The sequence below is a fragment of the Alteromonas sp. S167 genome (assembly GCF_036864375.1).
Lineage (GTDB): Bacteria > Pseudomonadota > Gammaproteobacteria > Enterobacterales > Alteromonadaceae > Alteromonas.
In genome coordinates this window covers 62,580-82,559 of record NZ_JAZETR010000003.1, presented here as the reverse complement: position 1 = coordinate 82,559, position 19,980 = coordinate 62,580, and the positions used below count along the sequence as shown (strand labels likewise).

At 45.1% G+C, this 19,980-nt stretch carries 20 protein-coding genes; 15 read left to right on the top strand and 5 right to left on the bottom strand.

Annotated features, from left to right (window positions below):
- Positions 1-40: 40 nt before the first annotated feature.
- Genes V7R35_RS06320 through rsd form a run of 4 tightly spaced genes read right to left on the bottom strand, consistent with a single transcriptional unit; the run spans position 41 to position 1,896 of the window.
- Positions 41-478 carry a secondary thiamine-phosphate synthase enzyme YjbQ gene (locus tag V7R35_RS06320; RefSeq protein WP_334013884.1) on the bottom strand — a complete coding sequence of 146 codons (438 nt, stop codon included), beginning with the start codon at positions 476-478 and terminating at the stop codon, positions 41-43.
- Positions 468-932, bottom strand: a complete 465-nt coding sequence (locus tag V7R35_RS06315; RefSeq protein WP_334013883.1) for a chemotaxis protein CheX — start codon at positions 930-932, stop codon at positions 468-470. Before V7R35_RS06315 ends, V7R35_RS06320 begins: the two co-directional genes overlap by 11 nt.
- On the bottom strand, positions 922-1,395 hold the full coding sequence (locus tag V7R35_RS06310) for a transcriptional repressor (RefSeq protein ID WP_334013882.1): 474 nt from the start codon (positions 1,393-1,395) through the stop codon (positions 922-924). The genes V7R35_RS06315 and V7R35_RS06310 overlap by 11 nt, the downstream gene beginning before the upstream one ends.
- Before the next feature lie 54 nt (positions 1,396-1,449).
- Positions 1,450-1,896, bottom strand: a complete 447-nt coding sequence (rsd, locus tag V7R35_RS06305) for a sigma D regulator (RefSeq protein ID WP_334013881.1) — start codon at positions 1,894-1,896, stop codon at positions 1,450-1,452.
- 179 nt (positions 1,897-2,075) lie between these two features.
- On the opposite strand from rsd, the gene nudC reads away from it, so the two are divergent.
- From nudC to V7R35_RS06290, 3 genes are all read left to right on the top strand, one after another.
- A complete protein-coding gene (gene nudC / locus V7R35_RS06300; protein ID WP_334013880.1) occupies positions 2,076-2,909 on the top strand; it encodes an NAD(+) diphosphatase in 834 nt (277 codons plus the stop codon).
- 267 nt (positions 2,910-3,176) lie between these two features.
- Positions 3,177-4,268 (top strand): uroporphyrinogen decarboxylase, encoded by a 1,092-nt coding sequence (hemE, locus tag V7R35_RS06295; protein WP_334013879.1) that lies wholly within the window; start codon positions 3,177-3,179, stop codon positions 4,266-4,268.
- Between the two features lie 22 nt (positions 4,269-4,290).
- Positions 4,291-4,866: a hypothetical protein gene (locus tag V7R35_RS06290; RefSeq protein WP_334013878.1), complete on the top strand. Its 576-nt coding sequence runs from the start codon at positions 4,291-4,293 to the stop codon at positions 4,864-4,866.
- A 28-nt stretch (positions 4,867-4,894) separates the two neighbouring features.
- On the opposite strand, the gene queG is transcribed toward V7R35_RS06290, so the two are convergent.
- Entirely contained in the window at positions 4,895-6,049 is a 1,155-nt protein-coding gene (queG, locus tag V7R35_RS06285; protein WP_334013877.1) for a tRNA epoxyqueuosine(34) reductase QueG, read from the bottom strand.
- A 6-nt stretch (positions 6,050-6,055) separates the two neighbouring features.
- Here queG and V7R35_RS06280 point away from each other — a divergent pair, with 6 nt between their 5' ends.
- The 12 genes from V7R35_RS06280 to V7R35_RS06225 all read left to right on the top strand — a co-directional run bounded on the left by V7R35_RS06280 (position 6,056) and on the right by V7R35_RS06225 (position 19,944).
- The gene (locus V7R35_RS06280; protein ID WP_334013876.1) at positions 6,056-7,564 is read left to right on the top strand and encodes an NAD(P)H-hydrate dehydratase; all 1,509 of its coding nucleotides are present in this window, start codon (positions 6,056-6,058) and stop codon (positions 7,562-7,564) included.
- Positions 7,565-7,629: 65 nt separating this feature from the next.
- Positions 7,630-8,112 carry a tRNA (adenosine(37)-N6)-threonylcarbamoyltransferase complex ATPase subunit type 1 TsaE gene (gene tsaE, locus V7R35_RS06275; RefSeq protein WP_334013875.1) on the top strand — a complete coding sequence of 161 codons (483 nt, stop codon included), beginning with the start codon at positions 7,630-7,632 and terminating at the stop codon, positions 8,110-8,112.
- Between the two features lie 67 nt (positions 8,113-8,179).
- On the top strand, positions 8,180-9,526 hold the full coding sequence (locus V7R35_RS06270; RefSeq protein WP_334013874.1) for an N-acetylmuramoyl-L-alanine amidase: 1,347 nt from the start codon (positions 8,180-8,182) through the stop codon (positions 9,524-9,526).
- Positions 9,527-9,721: 195 nt separating this feature from the next.
- Complete coding sequence (mutL, locus tag V7R35_RS06265) at positions 9,722-11,563, top strand: DNA mismatch repair endonuclease MutL (protein ID WP_334013873.1); 1,842 nt, start codon at positions 9,722-9,724, stop codon at positions 11,561-11,563.
- Positions 11,556-12,509 (top strand): tRNA (adenosine(37)-N6)-dimethylallyltransferase MiaA, encoded by a 954-nt coding sequence (gene miaA / locus V7R35_RS06260; protein WP_334013872.1) that lies wholly within the window; start codon positions 11,556-11,558, stop codon positions 12,507-12,509. The genes mutL and miaA overlap by 8 nt, the downstream gene beginning before the upstream one ends.
- Before the next feature lie 77 nt (positions 12,510-12,586).
- The gene (gene hfq, locus V7R35_RS06255) at positions 12,587-12,832 is read left to right on the top strand and encodes an RNA chaperone Hfq (protein ID WP_334013871.1); all 246 of its coding nucleotides are present in this window, start codon (positions 12,587-12,589) and stop codon (positions 12,830-12,832) included.
- A 17-nt stretch (positions 12,833-12,849) separates the two neighbouring features.
- Positions 12,850-14,139, top strand: a complete 1,290-nt coding sequence (hflX, locus tag V7R35_RS06250; RefSeq protein ID WP_334013870.1) for a ribosome rescue GTPase HflX — start codon at positions 12,850-12,852, stop codon at positions 14,137-14,139.
- A 67-nt stretch (positions 14,140-14,206) separates the two neighbouring features.
- Positions 14,207-15,358 carry an FtsH protease activity modulator HflK gene (gene hflK / locus V7R35_RS06245; RefSeq protein ID WP_334013869.1) on the top strand — a complete coding sequence of 384 codons (1,152 nt, stop codon included), beginning with the start codon at positions 14,207-14,209 and terminating at the stop codon, positions 15,356-15,358.
- A 5-nt stretch (positions 15,359-15,363) separates the two neighbouring features.
- Positions 15,364-16,245, top strand: coding sequence for a protease modulator HflC (hflC, locus tag V7R35_RS06240; protein ID WP_334013868.1), 882 nt, complete (start codon positions 15,364-15,366; stop codon positions 16,243-16,245).
- 286 nt (positions 16,246-16,531) lie between these two features.
- Complete coding sequence (locus V7R35_RS06235) at positions 16,532-18,133, top strand: AbgT family transporter (protein WP_334013867.1); 1,602 nt, start codon at positions 16,532-16,534, stop codon at positions 18,131-18,133.
- A gap of 259 nt (positions 18,134-18,392) precedes the next feature.
- On the top strand, positions 18,393-19,472 hold the full coding sequence (gene hemH, locus V7R35_RS06230; RefSeq protein ID WP_334013866.1) for a ferrochelatase: 1,080 nt from the start codon (positions 18,393-18,395) through the stop codon (positions 19,470-19,472).
- A 58-nt stretch (positions 19,473-19,530) separates the two neighbouring features.
- Positions 19,531-19,944 carry a DUF4112 domain-containing protein gene (locus V7R35_RS06225; RefSeq protein ID WP_334013865.1) on the top strand — a complete coding sequence of 138 codons (414 nt, stop codon included), beginning with the start codon at positions 19,531-19,533 and terminating at the stop codon, positions 19,942-19,944.
- The last annotated feature ends 36 nt before the right edge of the window (positions 19,945-19,980 follow it).

Here is a 19,980-nt window from a genome sequence, read left to right as displayed (position 1 = left end):
CCATTATGGCTAGCACAAGTTGTGCCATTTATAATATGGGTTAGGCTGCAATCCCTTGTAATGTGGCAATAATTGTACGTCTACCACCGCTATTACGGTGCTCACCAAGCATGATACCTTGCCAAGTGCCCAATGCAAGTCTGCCTTGTTGGACAGGGATCGTAACCTGGCAGCCTAGTATACTCGATTTTAAATGCGCAGGCATATCATCATCTCCTTCATAAGTATGTTGAAAGAATGATAAATTTTCCTTTACCGCATAATTACAAAAGGCTTCCATGTCCTGTCTTACGGTAGGATCTGCGTTTTCGTTTACCGTAAGACTTGCGCTTGTATGCTGAAGCCATAGGTGAAGCAAACCAACTTCCACCTGTTTTATACTGGGTATGGCGGTTGTCACTTTATCAGTGATAAGGTGAAAACCGCGGGAATAGGCTGGCAGTGTAATTTTTTCAGACTGCCAGAAATTATTTGTCAAAACAGATTTCCAAATGAGCTCGGCCTTCATCGCATAAGAAAGGAAGAATAATCTTTGCGCCGTCTACTTGGTGGCTAATAGAGTGCTGTTTTCCAGACACTACAATAGGCGTTGCCATGCCAAATTCAAAGCCTCGCTCTGCAAGGTCTCGCTTGGCGTTTCCGCATATCATGTTGGTAACCTCACCCACCATGTCGCCCACTTCAGCGTCGAGTTGTTCTGGACGCTCACCAACCATTCTTTCCATAATGGTGAGTGCAAGCGACTCGTCAAACGTAATAGACATAGAGCCGCGCACGTTTGGGCCCACCATACCGATGAGACCAGACACATCGCCTTTTGCGATATCGTCTTGTTTGCGTTTAGGCTTTCCTGGGGTAAGTGTGGTCTGCGCCATTGTTTCCATAACATTAAGCAAACCTGCAATAAACGGGTTCACAAAATCAGCATTCATGTGCATTCTCCTTGATAGGGCTATCTTCCGTTTGTTGGCAGTCTGCGCATAATCCATGTGCTTCTATTGTTTGTTTTGATACACGAAAACCGTGTTGTTGCGCTTGATTTTCAAGCGTTTCCTGTAAACCTTCAGATTGAATTTCCGCGACATCACCGCAACTGTCGCAAATAAGAAACTGTACCGGGTGATTGCAACCAAAATGGTAACATGCAACAAAGGCGTTGGTTGACTCTAAGCGATGGATGAACCCGAAATCGAGAAGAAAGTCTAATGCACGGTAAACCGTTGCTGGTTTGGCGCTTGATTCAGTCTCTTTCAATGAGTCCAAAAGGTCGTACGCGCCCATAGGACCATGTTTCGACACGAGTATTTCATAAACCTTTTCTCGCAAAGGGGTAAATCTAGCGCCACGTTGCTCGCAATAAGCACGTGCCTTGTGGATAAGTGTGGTTTTATTCATCAATGGTAACCGTCAACTCTACCTTCATTGTTATTGTAAAGCTCTGTTTAAGGATCACGCCTTATGAGTGTGAACATGAGCTATGAGCTCGTCTTCAAGGGCAAAGCGTTCCTCTAGGGTTTCGCCCAGCTGCGCAAGCGCGGCATCGAAGTGTGACGCTTGCTCTGCCGTTACAGCATCTGCAAACGTATCATTAAATGAAAGTGATGCGTCAGTAGTTTCTTTGAGTTTTGGATATAGTTGCTCTTTTAACGCCTCACCCGCGCTGTCATCTCCAGCGATAATATCGAACACTTCAAAATGTCCTGCAGACAGGTAATCCATCAATGCGTCGCAAAACTGCGAAATTTTATCTGCGTCGGGCAAACAGCCACTATTCTGATTGATACCCGCAAGGTTGCAGTACGAAACAAGCAATGCTTGGCGTTCAAGTAACCATTTATCAATTACTTGGTGTTTTCCGCCCCACTTATTCTTAACGCTCTCTAGTTGCTGCAACATGTTAATGGTTACCTTTTAAGAGACACCTTTTCTCAGTATAACACTGTGCACTTGTGACACAAATTTTGCGCGAAAAAGAATAACATGAGCCGTATTTGAGCAATATTTACCACAGTGTGACTTGTTAGATATTGTTGTATTTGTGCTAAGGTAAATGTCGAAAACAGGAGACAGTAGTAATGATGATTAAGCAAAGTAAAGCGAATCTAGACACCCAACAGGCCATGTGGGTTATTTTCAGCCGCGGCAAATTGCTTATTCAAACACGTGTTCAAACTATACCTGTAGCGCATTTTAGCGATTTACCTTTCCTGAATTCGTATATTGATGATATCCATCAACTTCCCCCTTTAAACGACTCGGCGCATCGAGACGTGCCAGTTTTCGTGGTTGACCTAGGTTCGCAGCATATCGAAGAAGACGGATGGGAGCGCGTACCGCTTCGCTCTCTATTGTTTACAGAACAAGACATAGCGTTCACGGTGATTGGCAGGGCATGGCAATACATACACTTTCTTCGTACCCATCAATATTGTGGCCAATGCGGTGCTAAGGCCGAAAGAGTAGAATGGGAAATGGCAATGCATTGTCATCGATGTGGCCACCGAAGCTATCCACGTGTGTCACCGTGCATCATAGTGTCTATCCATAATAACCAGCAAATTCTGCTGGCAAAAGGCGTAAGACACAAAGAGGCCAATATGTATTCAACATTGGCAGGTTTTGTTGAAAGCGGAGAAAGTCTTGAAGAGGCTGTGCACCGTGAAGTATTCGAAGAAGTGGGCGTTCGCGTAAAGAACTTGCGCTATTTTAACAGCCAGCCATGGCCATTCCCTCACTCTTTAATGGTAGGTTTTATCGCTGAGTATGACGGTGGTGATATTCGTTGCCAAGAAAACGAAATTGATGATGCGCAGTGGTTTGACGCAGATAATTTGCCTAACATCCCACCTAAAATTTCTATAGCAGGGCAGTTGATTGAAGAAACACTGTCGCTAATTAGCAACAAATAAAAAACCCTGCAAAAGCAGGGTTTCAATATGTATAGCACGGTCCCTTGAAGGGCTTCTTTATCTTACGAATCTAGTCATAACAAACAATGAAAGCGCTTGCAAGTTACAAATTCAAGTGATGTTGAGCGTAATTTGTCTCATCTTCATCGCATGAAGCATAATTTAGGTCACGTTTTAGCACACCCCTTACATAATGCTGGTATACTCCTCGGCTTCGAGCCGTCACGGCCTTTGTTCATTGTATTTAGAGCTATTTAGGTGAGTTATATGTCGCAAAATATTCCTAGTATTGAAAAGCCTGCATTAAAGAACGACCGTTATTTACGTGCGTTGCTAAAGCAGCCTGTAGATATGACACCTGTATGGATGATGCGACAGGCTGGTCGTTACCTACCTGAATATAAAGCTACGCGCGCTGAAGCGGGTGATTTTATGTCACTTTGCAAAAATGCAGAATTAGCATGTGAGGTTACGCTTCAGCCGTTAAGACGTTTTCCGCTTGATGCTGCCATTCTGTTTTCAGATATATTAACTATTCCCGATGCAATGGGCTTGGGACTTTACTTTGAAACAGGTGAAGGCCCACGTTTTAAAAACCCTATTACGTGTAAAGCTGATGTAGATAAAATTGGGCTGCCCGATCCAGAGGGCGAATTACAATACGTAATGAATGCAGTGCGCACTATTCGTCGAGAGTTAAAAGGTGAAGTACCATTAATCGGTTTCTCAGGTAGCCCTTGGACGCTAGCGACGTACATGATTGAAGGTGGCTCTAGTAAAGCCTTTACCAAGATTAAGAAAATGGCGTTTGCGGAACCTGCAACCTTGCATGCTTTGTTAGCGAAGCTAGCCGATTCTGTTACTGAATACCTTAATGCTCAGATTGCAGCAGGCGCGCAGTCTGTTATGGTTTTCGACACGTGGGGTGGCGTACTTTCACCGCGCGACTATAAAGAATTTTCGCTTCAGTACATGGAGCGCATAGTAAACGGCCTTACTCGCGAAAGCGAAGGGCGAAAAGTACCGGTAACCTTATTCACTAAAAATGGTGGGATGTGGTTAGAGTCTATTGCCGCAACTGGCTGCGATGCTGTTGGCCTAGACTGGACAATAGACATTAAAGAGGCGCGTGCTCGTATTGGTGACAAAGTAGCACTGCAAGGCAATATGGACCCTTCTATGCTTTACGCCCCTGCAGCACGAATTGAAGAGGAAGTATCTACAATTCTAGCGGGTTATGGCGAAGGCACTGGCCACGTATTTAATTTAGGACATGGAATTCATTTAGATGTGCCACCAGAAAATGCAGGCGTATTTGTTGAAGCTGTGCACAAGTTCAGCAAGCAATATCACAAATAACAGCCGCGCACGCTAGCCAACAATGAAAATATGGCTTCTGCTTGCTCTTGTCTCGTTTATTTTGGTAGCTGGGTTTAAATATCTCGGCTACCAGCAGCATTTAAATGAATCTACTGTCGAAAAGGAACGCTTAACAAGCGTGCTTAGTCGCGCTCGTGTCACAGAAACAAGTGAGTTAAAGGTTATTAAGCCAGCCGCGAAGCTGACAACAAATAATGACTTTAAAACTTTCTACCCTAACTCCATGAATACGTTAAATGACGAGCAACAAAAAATGCCCGCTTTTCAATCTAAAAGTGAAGCGGACACAGAGTTAGCTTTGAGTCATTTCTTTGCCTCTCACCCTACAAGCTCGTCCTTTATTTTTGAGCGTATTCAATGTGAACAACAACAGTGTGAGCTTATGGGTGAATACTATGGAAGTGAAAGCGAGCTTACTGAAGTAGTAACTGCATTAGAGCAAGAGCCTTGGTGGCATTATATGTCGCCCACGTTGACCACTACAGCAGCGGAAAAGGGTGTGAAAATAACCATGCTGTTTTTGTCACAGTCTGCAGGCGCTGATAAACGAAACAATACGCAACCTACAGCCGATTAACGGCAACTTCCTACAAGCTTTTGCTAACTTAAGCGTCGCGGGGTAAGCCTTTTTCAACCGCACGTATAAGCCGCTTCTGCTGGCGATTTTCCTGTATATCAATTTTGCGATTAAGCTGTTGATCAAGCGCCCAGTTGATATGCCTGTCTACCCGGTCGCTTACCATGCCTCGCTTTTCTTTAAGCAATGAAATTGACGTTTCATTGAATGGTGCGTTACCAAGCGCAACGGCAATATTGCGTTGCCACTTTTCATAGCCAATTCGACGTATTGGTGACCCTTCAGTATTTTTGAGAAACGTTTCTTCTGACCAGCTAAACAGCGTATTGAGTGACTGCCCATGTAATGCCTGCCTAGGGTGAAAATCTGCCTCGGTAGTCACATCTGCATAGCGGTTCCAAGGGCAAATTAGCTGGCAGTCGTCACAGCCATAAATACGATTCCCCATTAGCGGGCGTAGCGATTCTGGAATGTCCTCATCTGACTCAATAGTAAGGTAAGAAATACAGCGCCTTGCATCTACTTTGTATGGCGCCACAATGGCATTGGTAGGGCAAATGGTTAAACAGGCCGTGCAGCTTCCGCAGTTTTCTTCTACTGGCTTATCAACCGGTAACGGTAAATTAATAAAAAGCTCACCTAAAAAGAACCAAGAGCCGGCTTCTTTGTTAATGGTGAGGCTATGCTTTCCCGTCCAACCTATTCCTGCTTTTTCTGCAATGGCGTGTTCGAGCACTGGTGCTGAGTCGACAAAAGGACGGTATTGTGTAGTCGATGAATCAATTTCAGACAGCGCGTTAGTAATCTTCTCACCTAACTGTTTTAAGCGCTTACGCAACACTTTATGGTAGTCACGGCCAAGTGCGTAGCGGCTAATGTACCCAATATCTGGACTGTTCAAATGTTTCGCAAAAGACGCATCAGGAGGCAGGTAATTCATACGAACGCTAATAACACGCAGCGTGCCAGGTACCAGTTCATCAGGTCTAGCGCGTTTCATTCCGTGGCTTTCCATAAACGACATGTCGCCGTGGTAACCTGCGTCAAGCCATGCTTGTAAATGCGCTTCGTGATGATGTAGATCAATATCGCTAATACCAACTTGCTGAAAGCCTAGCGCCATGCCCCAAGCCTTGATATTGTTGGTTAACTCAACGAGGTCGATAGAATTAATTGCGGACATTTGCTCATGCTAGATACTCAACTCACGTCAAGTTTATCATACAAACTATTTAGAGCCGATCAGGTTCGAGAAAACGAGGCTCAGGCGGCAGCCGACTCTGGCTGCGACATGTTTACGTTAATGCAGCGCGCAGGCGATGTTGTATTTAAACAATGCCAAGAACTAATGCCTAACTCCGACGTTTATTTAGTACTAGTTGGGCAGGGAAACAACGCTGGCGATGGGTATATTGCCGCAGTGAATGCAAAGCTTGCAGGTAAACAAGTGCATTTGTGTGCTATCGAGCCAGAACGTAAGTTAGAAGGTGATGCAGGTATTGCCCAGCAGCGCTGGACTGACGCTGGCGGCAAAATTAACACATTTAACGAAGCTTTCCTTGAGAAAGCCGATGTGGTTATTGATGCACTCTTAGGGACAGGTATTAATAGCTACATTCGAAATGAATTTGCTGACGTTATCGATGCGCTCAATGCATCATCTACGCCAGTGGTGAGTGTTGATGTGCCATCAGGTCTTGATGCGAATACCGGTCAAAGTCTAGGTAGGTGTGTACAGGCCGACATAACAGTTACTTTCGTAGGTATAAAACCTGGCCTGGTAACAGGTGCCGGTAAACAATCCTGCGGCAAGCTAGTGTATGCCGACTTAGGCATTGGTAAAGCCTTTCAATCGCTGGCTAGGGCTAGCGCTACAATGCTAAATATCGACCATTTCAAAGGCATGGGCCCACGTGATATTAACAGTCACAAAGGCACCTATGGCCGTTTGTTATGCATAGGCGGCAACCGAGGTACAGCTGGCGCAATTCGCCTTGCTGGTGAAGCTGCTTTGCGAAGTGGTGCTGGTATGGTGCGCGTGTATACCCACGAATCATCGGTTATTCAAGTTAGCGCTGGGCGCCCTGAGCTTATGGTGTCTGATGCTCATCTTGAAGATGCGTTAGCATGGGCAACGTGTGTTGTTATTGGGCCAGGGCTAGGGCAAGACGAATGGGCTAACCACACATTTGAACTCACAATGAAACACTGTCAGGCAAACAACAAGCCTGTGGTTATCGATGCCGATGCCCTCAATATTCTTTGCAAGCAATCTACAGCATATACGCTATCTGACAGCATACTCACCCCACATGCTGGAGAAGCAGCGCGATTACTTGGTGTATCGATAGATGAAGTAGAAGGCGACCGATTTAATTACGCAAGACAATGCTCACAGCGTTATCACGCGGTATGTGTGTTGAAGGGTGCAGGCACACTTATTGATAATGAAAAGAAAACGTGGGTATGCCGACACGGTAACCCAGGTATGGCAACGGCTGGTAGTGGTGACGTATTAAGCGGAATTCTTGGTGCACTGCTGGCACAAGGTGTAGAAACCGATATTGCGGCAAAGTACGGCGTTGTATTACATGCAAAAGCGGGTGACGATATTGCCCAACTCTATGGGCAACGTGGTATGATAGCGAGCGATTTATTCGACGCAGTGCGTGCTTTAATTAATCACAAACATCTGTGATCTTCCCTTAAACGGGTAGGCATTAACTGCGTTTTTCGGTTTTTTGTTATATTGGAAAATTGTTGATGTCTTACCCGCAAACTTCTTTTTTCGCCAATGAAATAGACGATACTGCGCAGCTTGCAAAAGACCTAGCACAGGCCGTTTCAAGCCAACTCCCTACCGATGCTGTTATTTATTTGAATGGCGATTTAGGCGCAGGTAAAACCACATTCAGTCGGTATTTTATTCAATCTCTTGGTCATTCAGGTAGCGTTAAAAGTCCAACCTATACGCTGGTTGAACCTTATGAGCTAGAAAACGTCAATATATATCATTTTGATTTGTACCGTTTGGCCGACCCTGAAGAGCTAGAATTCATGGGAATTCGAGATTATTTCGGTGGTGGTGCCATTGCGTTAGTAGAATGGTCTGAAAAAGGCGGCGAATACTTGGCATCGCCTGACTTAGTGATTAGTATAAATATTACGCCATCTGGTCGACAGTTCGCCATCGAAGCAAAAAGCGCTCATGGTGCAAAGCTGCTTCAGCAGTGCAAGCGCATTTAGCGTAAAACTGCTATTGAGTAACAGTTGAAAAGCCAGACACAAAATAACAAAAGCATATAGGCAAATTATGGTGCGCAGTATAATTTCGGTCTTATTGTTGTGCTTGCTTGTGCAGATTGCACATGCCGCACAAAATAGTATCGACGGAGTAAGAATATCACCGTCGCCGGATAATACGCGCGTTGTGTTTGATATGAAGTCGAATCCAGACTTCACCTATTTCACCCTTAAAAATCCGCTGCGCTTGGTTGTTGACCTTCAAAATACTAACAAAGCGTTCAAACTCTCCTCTGTTGAAAACAGCGGCGATCTTATTAAGAAATTGCGCTATTCAACGCCAAAGAATAAGCAAGCGGCACGTATTGTTGTTGAACTTAATAGAAAGGCGACGCCTAATTTGTTCGCAGTGGCACCTGCTAAATCCTACGGCCATCGCTTAGTTATCGACTTAACCGACAGTGAGCCTAAACGAACCAATACGTCGTTGGCGTCAACGCGTAATTCGGTAGTACTCGACGATAAATCAAGCCCTCGAGATAGCGACATTATTGTTGCAGTAGATGCAGGTCACGGTGGGCGCGACCCTGGTTCGATTGGCCCTGCCGGTACCTTTGAAAAAAACATCACGTTAAGTGTGGCCAAAAAACTTCAGGCAATGATTAACGCCGAACCCGGCATGCGAGCAATAATGACGCGTAGCGAGGATTACTATATTTCGCCTAACCGCCGTCCAGAAATAGCGCGCGAGAAAAAAGCCGACCTATTAATTTCCATCCACGCCGACGCGTTTAGCCAACCCCAACCTCGCGGTGGGTCGGTGTGGGTATTATCAATGCGAAGAGCAGATACCGAGCTGGGTCGCTGGCTAGAGAAATCAGAACGACATGCTGAACTGCTTGGTGGTGCCGCTGAGGTAATTAACGATAAATCCAGCGAGCGTTATTTAACAGAAACCATTCTTGGGCTGTCGATGGATCATAGTATGGCCACAAGTCATGACCTGGGTAACAAAGTAGTAGAAGAACTTAAAAAGGTAACTAGCTTGCACAAAAGGAAGCCTCAAGCTGCAAGCCTAGCTGTACTAACTGCTCCCGATATTCCTTCCATTCTGGTAGAGGTGGGTTTTATTTCGAATCCACAGGAAGAAAAAAACTTAAACTGGTCTAAGCATCGCGAGCGTCTTGCCTCAGCTGTGTTTACTGCTACCAAGCGTTATTTCAAACAAATGCCGCCCGATGGTACACTGTGGGCCGCTGAAAAAGCGAATAACCGCACTCATAAAGTGCGCAGTGGTGAATCGTTGTCGCTGCTTGCTCAGCGCTACAATGTAAAAGTGAGCAGTATCAAAGCTGCGAACGACCTAAACAGTGATGTTGTAAGAATTGGTCAAGTACTGACTATTCCCAGAACATAGCATTGCCGATTATCTGTGTTACCTGGCCGTATTGCATAGCATTGTTATAGAACGGGCAGCGTTACTCTGGATGGGGACCCCCATTATTGATAGCACGGCACTTTTATTGGTAGCACAGCGTTATTAACGTTATCACGCATCATCACATAGCAATGTGGTGATATACACGAATTAGTATTATCACAGGGTATTACATTGCCTATACAGCTTTTATCTCCGCAACTTGCTAACCAAATAGCAGCCGGTGAAGTGGTGGAGCGTCCTGCGTCAGTGGTTAAAGAGCTCTTGGAAAATAGCCTAGATGCTGGTGCAACAAAAATTGAAGTCGACATTGAGAAAGGCGGGCACAAGCGTATCCGCATAAAAGATAACGGCAGCGGTATTGCCAAAGATGAACTTCAGCTTGCGCTTAGCCGTCACGCTACAAGCAAAATAGCCACATTAGATGACCTAGAGCAAATTCTATCGCTGGGCTTTCGCGGTGAAGCGCTAGCAAGTATAAGCTCAGTGAGTCGTTTAACGTTGACGTCGCGTACAGAAGCGCAAACAGAAGCGTGGCAAGCATATTGCGAAGGCCGCGAAATGGCAGTTAATGTGCAGCCAGCAGCGCATCCCGTAGGCACAACTATTGACGTTGCCGACTTATTCTACAACACACCTGCAAGGCGCAAGTTTCTTCGCACAGAGAAAACAGAGTTTCAGCACATAGAAGATGTGATTAAGCGCATTGCACTTAGCTACCCAAGTGTGTCGTTCATCTTAAAGCACAACGACAAGGTGGTTAAGCGCTTTATCGCTGATAAAGCGGGAAGTTTGTCTACCCGCATTGGTGCCGTAGTAGGTCAAAAATTTATACAGAACGCCGTTCACGTTAATACTGAATACGATGGCATTTCCATTGATGCATGGCTTGGCAATGAAACAATGCTTCGCAGCAGTAATGACTGCCAGTTTAGTTTTGTAAATGGTCGTGGTATGCGTGACAAGCTCATTATGCATGCGATAAGACAAGCATATGAAAGCGTGTGGGGTGTAATTGAGCAGCCAAGCTTTGTTGTTTACCTTACGTTAAGCCCAAAAGACGTGGATGTGAATGTACATCCGGCAAAGCACGAAGTGCGTTTTCAGCAAGGTCGTTTGGTACATGACTTTATATGTAAAACCGTTGGCGATGCGCTACATGCTATTACGTCAAATGAAGAATTTGACGAAATGGCATCCTCAAATACTTCACATCAATCCAGTTTTGGCGATACTAACGTCGCCCACGATTACATAAGGCCGCTACAAGAGCAATCAGCTACTTCGTCGCAGTATAGTCAAACCGGTAGTGCCCCCTCTTTAAGTGGATCTTCAGGTGGATCACCAGGGGGATATAACAATGCAGGGTTTGGTGGTAATGCACCTTCCAGCGCTAGAAGTGGCGGTGGTGCTTTTCAGCGTCAAGCGAAAGGACCAAGTGCGGCATATCAAAGCAGCTACAACGCGCTTATGACGCCAAAAGGCGACATGGCAGATGCAAGCAGTGATAAAGAAAGCGCATTAGAGCGTTTAAATCTAACAGCAACGCAGCGTTTGTATTCTAAAAATGAAAAAATTTTCCTTCTTAGCGCGGGAAAACTTGCAAGTATTTGGTTAAGCGAACTATTTTTAAAAGCAGAGCATAGTCAGCCGCTACTGATGCCGGTAGCAATATCAAGCGAACACGTAAGTGAAGAGGTACTTGCGCACTTACGTGCGCTTCATTTTGATGTAAATAAAGCAGCAGGAAAATATCGACTGCAGCAAGTGCCTGCGGGTACACGGCACATGCCATGGCTAAAGTGGTTCGAATTTTTATTGGCGACATCCGCTGCTGAGTCAGACATGAGCCGAGACGAATTCATAACGTGTATTGATATACCTGATAGTGCTATTGACCCTGATGTTGCAGGGCAAATTTGGTACTGGTTGGATCAGCAAAGCGAAGTGAAACAATGGGAAACGATTGAGCAATTTGCTAAAGTGCGCCCGTTAACTATTCTGCTAGATGTATGAGGTACAAAGCGTGTCCAGTGGCATAATAACTGCATCGCCAGTAGTAGCGATAATGGGTCCGACAGCATCTGGTAAAACCGGATTAGCTATTGAACTTGCCAAAAAATGCAATGGCGAGGTTATCAGCGTTGACTCGGCGCTTGTCTACAAAGGCATGGACATAGGTACGGCAAAGCCAACGCAAGAAGAACAAGCCGGTGTTAAGCATCATCTTATTGATATTATTGACCCTGCTGAAAGTTATTCTGTGTCGCAATTTGTTAACGACACCAACGCGTTAATCGGTGAAATTCTGGCTAAAGGCAAGCTTCCAATACTAGCTGGTGGCACAATGATGTACTTCAATGCCTTGATAAATGGAATTTCGCCACTACCTAAGTCGGATGAAGTAGTACGAAATGAAATAGCTGAACAAGCAAAACGCGACGGATGGGCTGTTTTACACAACGAATTATGTAGCGTAGATGCAGTAAGCGGTGAAAGAATTCACCCAAACGATCCTCAGCGAATTATGCGGGCGCTAGAAGTGTATCGCTCGACGGGTCGAACGTTAACAGAGTGGCAACAGCAAGAGGGTAAAAAATGCCCGTACACTATCTCGCAGTTTGCTATTGCGCCAGAAGACAGGGCGGTTTTGCATCAGCGCATTGCTAAACGTTTCGACATTATGCTGTCGCAAGGTTTCAAACAAGAAGTTGAAAAATTATACGAACGTAATGATCTTCACGAAGACTTACCCTCTATACGTTCAGTAGGCTATCGACAAATGTGGCAGCATTTAGATGGCAAGCTTGACGCAGACGAAATGCGCGAGCGAGGAATTATTGCAACGCGGCAGCTGGCAAAAAGGCAGTTGACGTGGCTTAGGGGTTGGGAGCAAGTGTCGTGGTTGGACACATTTGCTAACGATAATTTGACTAAAATTACAGCAAAAGTCACACTTTGAATGTTGGAGTGTGTTATACATTAGACCTACTGCGGTGATTTAAGGCCACCGCAAATAATAAAAACTAAGGATATCAAATGGCTAAAGGGCAATCTTTACAAGACCCATTCTTAAACGCTTTGCGTAAGGAACGTATTCCAGTATCAATTTACTTGGTAAACGGTATTAAACTTCAGGGGCAGGTTGAATCGTTCGATCAGTTCGTCATCCTTCTGAAAAACACAGTTAGCCAAATGGTATACAAACATGCAATTTCAACAGTAGTGCCAGCACGTGCTATTACTATGCCGAGCACAGGAGATTCAGATAATAAAGGTGAATAGAATTAAAGGTAACGCGCTTGTTTGACCGTTATGAAGCCGGTGAACAGGCTGTACTTGTTCATGTAAATTTTTCCGATGAAAACAGCAAAGAAGACTTAAGTGAATTAGAGCTACTTGTGTCATCTGCAGGCGTAAATGCGGTGGAAGTTATCACCACTTCACGCAGTGCGCCCCATGCAAAGTTTTTTGTTGGTTCAGGTAAAGCAGAAGAAATCGCTGCCGCAGTAAAAGCGCACGACGCCAACGTAGTGATTTTCAATCACGCCTTGTCTCCTTCGCAAGAGCGAAATTTAGAGGCAGCGTGTAAATGCAGAGTGTTAGACAGAACTGGGCTTATTCTAGATATCTTTGCGCAACGCGCAAGAACGCATGAGGGTAAGCTTCAGGTCGAGTTGGCTCAGTTGAGACACATTTCAACACGCCTTATAAGAGGGTGGACCCACCTTGAGCGTCAGAAAGGGGGTATTGGTCTTCGTGGGCCTGGTGAAACTCAGCTAGAAACAGACCGTCGATTGTTACGTGGTCGTATAAAAGCTATTCTTCGTCGTTTGGAGAAGGTGCAAAAGCAGCGCGAGCAAGGTCGCCGCTCTCGTAAACGCGCAGAAATTCCAACGGTATCCTTAGTTGGCTATACGAACGCGGGTAAATCGACGCTGTTTAACACTATAACCGACTCTCACGTTTATGCAGCCGATCAACTGTTTGCAACACTCGACCCCACACTACGCAAAATTGAATTAAAAGACGTTGGGCCTGCTATTTTAGCAGACACCGTTGGTTTTATACGTCACTTGCCTCATGACTTAGTGGCGGCGTTTAAAGCAACACTTCAAGAGACTCAAGAAGCAGACTTACTGTTACATGTTGTAGATATCGCTGATGCGAAATATCGAGAGACAATGGACGAAGTAAATGATGTACTTGAAGAAATTGAAGCGGGTGAAATTCAACAATTACTAATCTGTAATAAGATTGATAAACTAGACGATGTTAATCCGCGTATAGAAAGAAACGATGAAGGCGTGCCCGTGCGTGTGTGGCTTTCTGCACGAACTGGTGAAGGAACGGAGTTGTTAAGCCAAGCGCTTACCGAGTGTTTAGGAAAGAGTATGGTGAACTACACATTAAAAATTCCGCCAGCGCACAGCAGACTTCGCGGCGTGCTTTACGAGCTAAACTGTATTGCTAATGAAGAATACGACAGTCAGGGAGATTGGGTTGTTGACGTAAGAATGCCCACTGCCGATTGGAATAGGCTTGAAAAACGTTTAGAAAACGGAATATCAGAGTATGTTGTGCGACATTAGTTGGCGTTAACGTCAGCGGTGCATGCTAATTTCAAAAAAATATAACAGTAATCTATGGAGTATCAGCATGGCTTGGAACGAGCCGGGTGGCAATAATAACGACCCGTGGAAAAATCGCGGTGGGAAAGAGCAAGGTCCCCCAGATTTAGATGATGTATTTAAGAACTTGTTTGGCAAGTTTGGTAAATCAGGCGGTAACGGTGGCGGCTCTGGCAAAAGCTTGGGTGGCATCGGTGCTGGTATACTTGTAGGCCTACTGGTTGCTATTTGGTTTATCAGCGGCTTTTACACCATCCGTGAAGCGGAGCGTGGTGTAGTGTTGCGTTTTGGTGAATACCATCAGCAAGTAGAACCTGGCTTACGTTGGGCACCTACATTTATCGACACGGTTATTCCTGTTGACGTTCAATCTATCCGCGACCAGTCTTCATCGGGCTCTATGCTTACCGAAGATGAAAACGTGGTTAGCGTTCAAATGGAAATGCAGTTCAGAGTGGTTGATCCATACCGCTGGACATTTGCAGTTGAAAGCCCTGAGCAAAGCTTAAGCCAGTCACTAGACAGTGCTATTCGCTACGTAGTTGGTCACTCAACAATGGATGACGTACTTACCGACGGTCGTGAGGTTACACGCCAACGCGTTTGGGAAGAGCTTCAGTCGATTATCGAACCTTACAACATGGGCGTATCGATTATTGATATGAACTTCCGTGATGCTCGCCCACCAGAGCAAGTAAAAGACGCGTTCGATGACGCTATTGCTGCACAGGAAGACGAACAGCGTTTTATTCGTGAAGCTGAAGCCTACGCAAGAGAAATTGAACCACGTGCTCGTGGTCAAGTTAACCGTATGAATGAAGAAGCCCAAGCGTATAAAGAACGTGTAACGCTTGAAGCACAGGGTGAAGTAGCGCGCTTTAACGAGCTACTACCACAATACGAAAAAGCGCCGCAGGTAACACGTGAACGTATTTACCTTGAAACCATGGAAGAAGTATTGGGTAACACCAGTAAAATTATGGTGGATAGCAAAGGTGGCAATAACATGATGTATCTTCCATTGGATAAAATCATGGAGCGCCAGCAGTCTTCAAATACGCCGCGTTCGCGCAACACGCTAGAAGGTCTACAAGCGCCGGTAACTGATGCAAACGGGGCAAGCCGTAATTCATCACCGACGTCAGGTCTTCGCGGTAATAGCTTTAGAGAGGGGAGATAATAGCTATGAAGAATTTATTTATTGCTGCTGCTGTCCTTCTTGTACTGCTAGCATCGGGCTCTTTGTTTGCCGTTAAAGAAGGTGAGCGAGCCATTGTAATTCAATTTGGTAAAGTTCAGCGCGATGACGCAACGGGTGATACGCGTGTGTTCGAGCCTGGTTTACACTTTAAACTGCCGTTCATTGACTCTGTTCGCCATCTTGATGCGCGTATTCAGACCCTTGATGGCACACCTGACCGCTTTGTAACGAGTGAAAAGAAAGATCTTATCGTAGATTCATACGTTAAATGGCGTATTGATGATTTCGCTCGCTACTATCTGTCTACAGGTGGCAACAAGCTACAAGCTGAAGCGCTATTGAAGCAGAAAGTGAACAATGGTCTTCGTTCAGAGTTTGGTACACGTACCATTGCTCAAATCGTGTCGGGCGAGCGCTCTGCACTAATGAACCAAGCAATGGAGCAAGCTTCTACTTCATCTGACGAGCTAGGTATTGAAATTGTTGATGTTCGCGTTAAGCAAATTAACCTACCTACTGAAGTAAGTAATTCAATCTTCCAGCGTATGCGTGCAGAGCGTGCGGCAGTGGCAAGAGAACATCGTTCAGAAGGTCAGGAACAAGCTGAAGTTATTAAGGCAAACATAGACGCGAAAGTAACAGTAATGCTTGCTGATGCAGAGCGTAATGCACGACAGCTTCGCGGTGAAGGTGATGCATTAGCTGCTCAAATTTACGCAGACGCCTATTCGCAAAATGCTAACTTCTACAGCTTCTTGCGCAGTATGGATGCTTACAAGCAAAGCTTTAACAGCAAACAAGATGTAATGGTAATTGCGCCAGACAGCGACTTTTTCAAATACATGAATCAGTCGAAAGGTAACTAATTACATTTGCTAGGTAAATGATAGAAAGCCAGTCAATTGACTGGCTTTTTTTATGCCGCTGTAAACCTTTAAACCCCTGTTTTTATGTACTAACCTTTAACCGTCTTTACGTGGTTGGTGGTGGCGAGTTGCGCTGATTTACTGCTATCACTGCCAAAATCACTAGAGATCGGGTAAAATACCGCCGAATTATTAAAAAAAGCTGCACCACTCATTTGTACGACGCATTGCCGTCCCAGCGATGTATTCGATAAGCAGGTGCGAATAAAACGACAGAGGGAACGTTTTGACAACCGAAAACACAAATACAGTTTCCGTCGATAATAACGACGGAAAGGGTGGTTTATTCTCGCGATTTCTTACCACCGTAGAATTTTTAGGTAACTTACTGCCTCACCCAGTAACACTTTTCGCTTTGCTTTCGCTGTTTATCGTAGTGTTAAGCGGCGTATTAGGGTACTTCGATATTGCCGTTGCTGATCCACGCCCAGAAGGTGCTAAAGGTCGCGAAGCTGACGGCATGATTGAAGTTATCTCGTTAATGAGTGCCGAAGGATTACAGCGCATCGTTACAGGCCTTGTAACGAACTTCACGGGCTTTGCTCCCCTTGGTACTGTGCTTGTTGCATTACTTGGCGTATCTGTAGCCGAGCATTCTGGTTTGCTGTCAGCGGCAATGCGTGCGCTTGTTATGAATGCATCAAAGCGCGCGGTAACCTTTGCCATTGTGTTTGCAGGCATCATCTCAAACACGGCATCGGAGTTAGGCTACGTTGTTCTAATCCCTCTTGCAGCAATGATATTCCATTCGTTAGGTCGCCATCCTCTCGCCGGTCTTGCTGCAGCCTTTGCGGGTGTTTCAGCAGGCTATAGCGCCAACTTATTATTGGGTACTGTAGACCCATTATTATCCGGCATCACAGAAGCCGCAGCGCATATGATTGACCCCGACTACGCGGTTGGTCCAGAGGTGAACTGGTACTTTATGTTTATCAGTACTTTTGTTGTCGCGACCATGGGTGCACTGGTAACAGAAAAGGTCGTAGAGCCTCGTTTAGGGAAATTCGATGAGTCTGAAGCCTCTATCGACTTAGGTAAGCAGTCTATGGATGCACCTACCGATATTGAGAAAAAAGGCCTGCGTTGGGCAGGTATTTCTTTTGCTGTGGTATGTGCAATTTTGGCGCTTACGGTAGTACCGGAGAACGGTATTTTACGTCACCCTGAAACAGGTGAAGTTGCTGGCTCACCGTTTCTTAAAGGCATTGTAGCGTTTATATTTATTACCTTTGCGGTTCCCGGTTTTGTTTATGGCAAAGTAACGGGGTCGATGAAAAACGACAAGGATGTAATAAATGCTATGTCTAAAAGTATGGGCGCAATGGGTCTGTACATTACGCTTGTTTTCTTTGCCGCTCAATTTGTTGCATTTTTCAAATGGACAAACTTAGGAACGGTATTAGCGGTAAAAGGCGCGGCACTACTTCAGGCCGCTGGCCTTGATGGCCCGTCAGTATTTATTCTGTTTATTCTTATGTGTGGTGTTGTAAACCTGTCATTAGGCAGTGCATCAGCACAATGGGCGGTAACTGCACCAATTTTTGTACCCATGCTTATGCTAATTGGATACGCGCCAGAGGTTATTCAGGCTGCATACCGTATTGGTGACTCGGTAACAAACGTCATAGCACCTATGATGAGCTACTTTGGCTTAATACTGGCTATGGCAGCGCGCTACAAAAAGGATTTGGGCATGGGAACCTTGATTGCCATGATGCTACCTTATTCGATGGTGTTTATCGTTGGTTGGACTTTACTGTTCTACATTTGGGTATTCCTATTAGGCATGCCAGTAGGTCCAGGCGCGGCAACGTATTATCAGCCATAGATAAGACTCTAGCAGTAAAACTCAAAAAGGCGGCGTCCGAATAGGTAGCCGCCTTTTTTGTATTCAAAATTCAGCTATTTAATCTGTGAGTTTTCGTCTGTGTTCAGATCAAAAAACACTAATATTCAGTATACTACTAGTATTAAATTGTAGTCGGCTTGTGAATGATAAATTCGATTCAGCATAGCTTTGAAAATTAACACCGCTGAATAACATCGTCTTGCTGACAAAATATGCAGTATTTCTTGGAAAACGGTAAATGAAATATAAATCGAATAAGGGTTTTACCCACGGACAAGCTGATAAAATTGGTGTGTTGGTTACAAACTTGGGTACGCCTGAAGCGCCAACGAAGCAAGCCTTACGCCCCTATTTGAAAGAGTTTCTGTCAGATCCACGGGTGGTGGAAGTGCCAAAAGCCATTTGGTGGTTTGTGCTTAACCTGATTATTCTGAACATTAGACCAAAGCGTTCAGCAGAGGCTTATTCAACGGTTTGGACCGAAGATGGCTCGCCGTTGTTGTCTATTACCAAAGCGCAATCTGAAGCTATTGCAGAGCGTTGTAAAGCCGCTTATGGCGATGATGTGGTGGTTGATTTTGCTATGCGTTATGGCAATCCAGCTATATCAGATGTTATCGAACGCATGTTATCTCAAGGCGTGCGAAAGCTTGTTGTGTTGCCGCTTTATCCTCAATACAGCGCCTCTACGACAGGCTCTACGTTCGACGCTATTGCCAAAGATTTTACGTCGCGCCGTTGGTTGCCAGAGCTTCGTTTTGTAAATAGCTATAACGACAGAGACGGCTTTATTACTGCATTAGCAAACAAGGTAAAAGCTCATTGGGAAAAGCACGGCAGGGCGGATAAGTTAATACTGTCTTATCACGGTATTCCAAAACGTTATCTTATGAATGGTGACCCATACCATTGTGAATGCCACAAAACCTCTCGTTTGCTTGCAGAAAAGTTAGGGCTTAGCAGCGATGAATACATGACCACATTTCAATCGCGTTTCGGTCGTGAAGAATGGTTAAAGCCTTACACCGATGAAACGTTAAAATCTCTGCCGGGTAAAGGCGTCAAAGCAATTCAAATCATGTGCCCAGGCTTCTCTGCTGATTGTCTTGAAACTATCGAAGAGATAGGTGAAGAAAATCATGAATACTTCATGGAAGCTGGCGGCGAACGTTACGAATATATCGAAGCGTTAAATAGCGATGAAGAACATATAGATGTGCTTTTCGATATTGTTAAGGAAAATCTGCACGGGTGGACTGTTCAATCAGACAATGGCCTGCGAGCTGGTTTAGCTCGAGCTTTGGGTGCAGAAAAATAGCCATAGGTAATCAGGCGTAAGTAAACCAGACAAGTGAAGATAGATAAAGGGGAGCGACATGGAAGTAAAAGCGCCAAGTGAACTGTTAAAAGCACAAAAGCTTGCCAACTTGCTAGATACGGCGGTTAAGCTTCCCATTATTCCTATAAGAATAGGTTTAGACTCGCTAATCGGCCTTATTCCCGGGGCGGGGGATGCGCTTATGCTGTTTATCTCACTTCGCATTGTGTGGTTAGGCAAGTCACTTGGCATGCCTAAAGCGCTCATAGCCCAAATGATCAAAAATTCTGTTATCGACTTTGCTTTGGGCTTTATTCCCTTCATTGGAGACATTGTCGATATCTTCTATAAAGCCAATCAAAAGAATGTGCGCGTAATGGAACGCTGGTGGATATCACAAAACAAGGCTAATGTAGATAAGGCAACGCAGCAAGCGCTCGAAACATGGGCGGCGCAACAGGATGCGAATTAACTGTAGCACGCTCTAAGCATCTCAAAAATAAATCGT